This is a genomic window from bacterium, assembly GCA_037131655.1.
In the GTDB taxonomy this organism is placed as follows: domain Bacteria; phylum Armatimonadota; class Fimbriimonadia; order Fimbriimonadales; family JBAXQP01; genus JBAXQP01.
The window spans coordinates 1-4,713 of the sequence record JBAXQP010000211.1; the positions used below are offsets into that span (position 1 = coordinate 1).

The 4,713-nt window shown below is 46.6% G+C and carries 7 protein-coding genes; 1 reads left to right on the forward strand and 6 read right to left on the reverse strand.

Annotation, left to right across the window (positions count from 1 at the left end; all coding sequences use genetic code 11):
* Window positions 1–650: DNA-processing protein DprA (locus WCO51_09755; protein MEI6513542.1), on the forward strand; the 650-nt coding region annotated here is incomplete at its 5' end.
* Window positions 651–696: 46 nt separating this feature from the next.
* On the opposite strand, the gene WCO51_09760 is transcribed toward WCO51_09755, so the two are convergent.
* The 6 genes from WCO51_09760 to WCO51_09785 all read right to left on the reverse strand — a co-directional run.
* Window positions 697–1,860: a peptidoglycan DD-metalloendopeptidase family protein gene (locus WCO51_09760; GenBank protein ID MEI6513543.1), complete on the reverse strand. Its 1,164-nt coding sequence runs from the start codon at window positions 1,858–1,860 to the stop codon at window positions 697–699.
* A gap of 11 nt (window positions 1,861–1,871) precedes the next feature.
* Entirely contained in the window at window positions 1,872–2,762 is an 891-nt protein-coding gene (locus tag WCO51_09765) for a permease-like cell division protein FtsX (protein MEI6513544.1), read from the reverse strand.
* Window positions 2,743–3,432, reverse strand: a complete 690-nt coding sequence (gene ftsE, locus WCO51_09770) for a cell division ATP-binding protein FtsE (GenBank protein MEI6513545.1) — start codon at window positions 3,430–3,432, stop codon at window positions 2,743–2,745. Before ftsE ends, WCO51_09765 begins: the two co-directional genes overlap by 20 nt.
* 127 nt (window positions 3,433–3,559) lie before the next feature.
* Entirely contained in the window at window positions 3,560–3,757 is a 198-nt protein-coding gene (locus WCO51_09775; GenBank protein ID MEI6513546.1) for a hypothetical protein, read from the reverse strand.
* Window positions 3,729–4,349, reverse strand: coding sequence for a hypothetical protein (locus tag WCO51_09780; GenBank protein ID MEI6513547.1), 621 nt, complete (start codon window positions 4,347–4,349; stop codon window positions 3,729–3,731). The genes WCO51_09775 and WCO51_09780 overlap by 29 nt, the downstream gene beginning before the upstream one ends.
* Window positions 4,346–4,713: amino acid permease (locus tag WCO51_09785; GenBank protein MEI6513548.1), on the reverse strand; the 368-nt coding region annotated here is incomplete at its 5' end. The genes WCO51_09785 and WCO51_09780, both read right to left, overlap by 4 nt.

Below are 4,713 nucleotides of genomic sequence, written 5' to 3' on the forward strand. Positions count from 1 at the left end.
GTTTGAAGCAATTACCCGATCCTCCGATGGTCATATTCACACGGGGTACTTTGGATGCTATGGCAGGACCAAAGTTGGCTATCGTCGGTACGCGATCGCCGGATAATGCGGCGCGAAGCTATGCAGAAACTCTTGCATTCAGGCTCGCACAAGCCGACAATGTTATCGTTAGTGGGTTCGCGGCAGGGATTGACAAAGCAGCTCATTTTGGAACGATGAAAGCGAAAGGAAGAACTATCGCTGTGCTTGGCAGTAATTTGGATGCTGTTAGAATGCCAAGTTCTTCGCCGGATGTTGATGAGCTTCGCAATTACACTATGAAACATGGTCTTTTCATCACTGAACAAACGCAGTTATGGTGTAACCAATCACGTAACGCTGTTGTTGCAGCTCTGATGGCAAGGAATCGCATCATTGCGGCTCTTGCCGATGCGACAATTGTTATTGCATCGAGTGGTTCAGGTGGAGCCCTTCATACAGCCGAACGTGCTCGACGCCTTGGCAAGCGTGTTTGGATTGTTGATTGGCGTGATAATCGTTATCTTGGGAACCTGAAATTACTATTAGGCGGTGCTGGATCACTGCCTGATGAGCCGAATGAAGCGGCTGAAGTCATCATTAACGCTTCACGTAGTGCGTATTCAGGGTAGCTTTGTCCTGATCAAAGACGGTGTGTAATGCGCACTAAGTCATACGCTAATGGAAGCTCATCGGATCGATAGGTTTACCGTTCTTTCGGACTTCGAAATGGAGGTGGGGGCCAGTTGAATAGCCAGTCGAGCCGACATACGCCACAACTTGACCACTTTTGACGGATTGGCCATCGCTTACACTTAACGATGAGCAATGACCATAAAGGGTACTGATACTGCTACCGTGATCGATAATCACCACATTGCCATATCCCCCCATACTTCTAGCGGCAATCACAATGCCATCAGCGGCAGCATGAATTGGTGTGCCGTATCCCATGCTGTAGTCGGTTCCAGTGTGCATTTTGTAAACATGGGCAATCGGGTGCACACGCATGCCATAGCTCGATGAAATTCGCGCCTGGGGATACTGAAGGCTGCCATGCCAACGGACTTGGGCACGATTTTTAAATGCTGGAGTTTTATAAAGCGCTTGAATACTCTGCTCGATTTGTTGGGATTGGGCTGCCAACTCATCAAGCTGTTCTTTGAGCAACTGCTCGTCATTTTCAACCTGCTTTAAGATTTTGGACTTTTCATCCATCGTGTTATATAAAACAGTGGCTTCGGCCTTTTGAGTATTTTCCAGGCGTGAAACTTCTTTTACAACACCATCCTGTACCAACTTATCTGCTGCAAGCTGGTTTTTCATTTCCCTGACTTCTTTATATAGCTTGTTATCCTGTGCTGAAATACGTTGAATGGCATCGCCGCGACTCATCAGATCACGCATCGAGCGCGAACCTAATATCACGCTAACAGTCTCAACTCTGCCCTCAACAAATCCTGCATGTATTCGTTTTGCTAATAGAGTGCGGCGCAAGGCGAGTTTGTCCTTGGTTATCTGGAGTCGATTCGCGATTGCTAACTGCATATCACGAGATGAATCGAGTTGGTCTTGAGTTCGCTGCAAGCTTGTTTGAGCCACATTAAGCTGGCCTTCGATTAGCTGCAAACGGGCGCTTACTTCTGCTTTCTCAAGTTTCTTCACTTTGAGTTTAATCCGCACATTCTTGATGCGGTTCTCTACTACCTGAAGCTTTTTCGTGAGCTGCTGGTGCTTTTTAGGGTTAGTCGGTGTGCGTTTGGTGCGCTTCTTCGCATCCAAGCCGACACTTGATGTTAGGAGTAAAACCACAACGATAAAAAGCCATCCGCAGCGTTTCAAATAGTCATCTCCTATACTCTCAAGAACCGATGCACAGCCAAGATACCGCAGACACAACCTGCTAGCCCTCCGCAAAGGCTAAGACCACCTAGCACTACCCATAATTGTTTAGCTGTCAATACCAAATGGATACCGGGGATGTTGAGATTATTGACTACTTCAGGAATGGGCTGAACTACTGCCCAAAGGATAAGTGATGCGATGATGCCGCCAAGAACCCCTTGGTAAACTGCTTCAAGAACGAAGGGTATTCGAATCGTGGATGCCGATGCGCCAACTAATTGCATGACCATGATTTCACGACGCCTTGCGACCACCGTCAATCTGATCGCATTATAGATTAACAACATCGCAACCAGCATCAAAGCGGTGCTCACTGCTGCGCCTGTGACACGAACAATTTGGATAATTCTAAGGACAGTACGCTGCTCTTTTTGAAGATATTGAACCTTTTCTACGCCTGGCATTCGCTTGATAGCAGCAGCAATGACATCCGACCGATTCAACTTTGAAACTTTAAAGGAAAAGGTATCCGTCAAAGGGTTGGGAATATCACTGAGATCGCCCATCTTCTCTTTGTTTTCAACCTGAAACTTCGTCCAATTCTGGTCTTTGGTCTGATACCCAATTGTATTCACATCATGAATCGCCCTGATACGGCTTTCAGTAGCGGATATGTTCTCTGGGCTTGCATCGGTATTCATGTAAACAACTACATCAAAGATTTCCGGCCAAGTCGATGTAAAGTTATTGAGGCCATAAGCAAACCAAGTAAAGGCGCCAAAAAGCGCTAATGCCATCGCTGCAGTACTCACAGCGGCAAGCGCCACCAGAATATTTCTGCGAAGACTAACAAATGATTCTTCAATTAGGAATATTAATCTATCGACAATCGTACGCATAAGAACTTTTTTGTTCGTCCCTTGTAACTATCCCATGGTCAAGCTCGATAACACGTTTTAGCATCCGATCTACCATTAGAGAATCGTGGGTGGCAACAACAATGGTAGTGCCGCGGATATTGATCTGATTGAGAATTTGCATAATGTCCCAGGAAGTATCAGGGTCGAGGTGGCCGGTTGGCTCGTCAGCTAAAAGCAAAACGGGATTGTTTGCGATTGCTCGAGCAATGGCCACACGCTGAATTTCACCGCCGGAAAGCTCGTTCGGGTAAGCATTCGCCTTCCTGGTTAAACCTACTCGTTCTAACACTTCATCCACACGGGGACGAACCTCTTTGGCGGGGATACCGATAACGCGTAACGCATAGGCGATGTTCTCCCACACGCGCTTATTCGGCAGTAAAGCATTATCTTGTGGAATAATTCCCATTTCACGGCGAAGATAAGGGATTCTACGCGCGTTCATGCTCGTGTAATCATGCCCATTTACACAAATAGAGCCTTCTCTAGGTTGGACTTCACACGTGAGTAGTTTGATGAGTGTTGACTTCCCTGCACCGGTTGACCCGACGAGAAAAACGAACTCACCTTTTTCTATTGTAAGACTGACAGAGGTGAGCGCCACCATATGATTGGCAAAGACGACACTCACTTTATTTAAGCCTACCATCCCGATCCCTCACACGCCCCTTATGAACTAAATTATGTCACGGGGACTCTGCTTTGTCAATTCAAATTTCGAAGGTTCGAGGTTAGTATCGTCCTGAATTTGATGATTACAGATTAAGCTGCGAAATTTAAGAACTCTTCTTGGCCCGATAAATAATAACTTCGCACGGTGCAGAACGAAGCAGACTGACGATACGTGGAGTGACATCGTGTGAAGGATCGATGACGGTTGGAATAGTGACTACTAATGTCTCGATATTAAGTTCATTTGCCAACCGCACCAAAGTTTCCGACCAATCACGAGTGCGTTGAACGTGACGGATCACTGCGACCCCCTGCTTTGGCTAATCGTTCAACATCTTCTAAGGCTAAGCGAGCATGAGCTTCCTTTTCTGGAAGGGGCGCTCCTATGGGGAGGGCGCGGGGGATTTCTATACAATAAATCAAGTGTACAGGCGCCTTACGATAATTGGCTATCATGCAGGACAGCCGAAGGGCTTGATACTCATCATCCTTAGAATCACTGATTGATAACAGTAGGCCATGAGTGGTAGACGGCAACATCTCCTTCTCAGTCTCCTCGCTTAAATGGAGAGAAGCGCGTGCCGCATCGACACTATCGGCAATCGGAAGCTGACTACGAACACCCGGCACTTGAGTAAGCGCTTCACGCACCTTCTCCGGAACCTTCGCCACTATGATGCGTGCATTTTTGGAAACGATATAATTGAGAGCATCGCGGAAGGTTTCAACTCCCTCGATTGTGACCGCATCTTCGTTCAATTGTCCGCAATCAATCACAATACCACTGGGATGCCGCTTAAGCAACAACGTCGCAGCGGTTCGGATAGTCTCCCAATAATTTTGTGTCAATGAACCTGACAGGACTAATACGTCTTCTTTAGCTTCTACTATCATGTCTCTAGAAAATACCTCACATTGGTGACAATTACATTTTTTCTCGAAGACAAAGCAAGTTTTATTTGGAAGGCAGCATTCTCATGTAGTATGCTCTGCCACCAATGTCTCGGAACATATTCGGGAACAATTACGGTGATAACATGCCCCGGATGCTCTCTCAAAGCCTCATCGACATATTCAAGTACCGGCCTAATAAGAGAACGATAATCCGATTCGAGAATAACAAGGTGGATATCCGGTGCGAATGTATCCCAATCCTTACGCATTTTTTCAAGGCGTTGGGGATCGGAATTAATATTAACGTGTACTCCTCGACAGTCTAAACCGATCGAGCGCGCATATTCCAAGGCGGGCAAAATGC

Bases quoted from the DNA above. Each gene is read 5' to 3' on its own strand.
- WCO51_09765 (MEI6513544.1), bottom strand. From the start codon at position 2,762: ATGCGTACGATTGTCGATAGATTAATATTCCTAATTGAAGAATCATTT.
- ftsE (MEI6513545.1), bottom strand. From the start codon at position 3,432: ATGGTAGGCTTAAATAAAGTGAGTGTCGTCTTTGCCAATCATATGGTG.
- WCO51_09780 (MEI6513547.1), bottom strand. From the start codon at position 4,349: ATGATAGTAGAAGCTAAAGAAGACGTATTAGTCCTGTCAGGTTCATTG.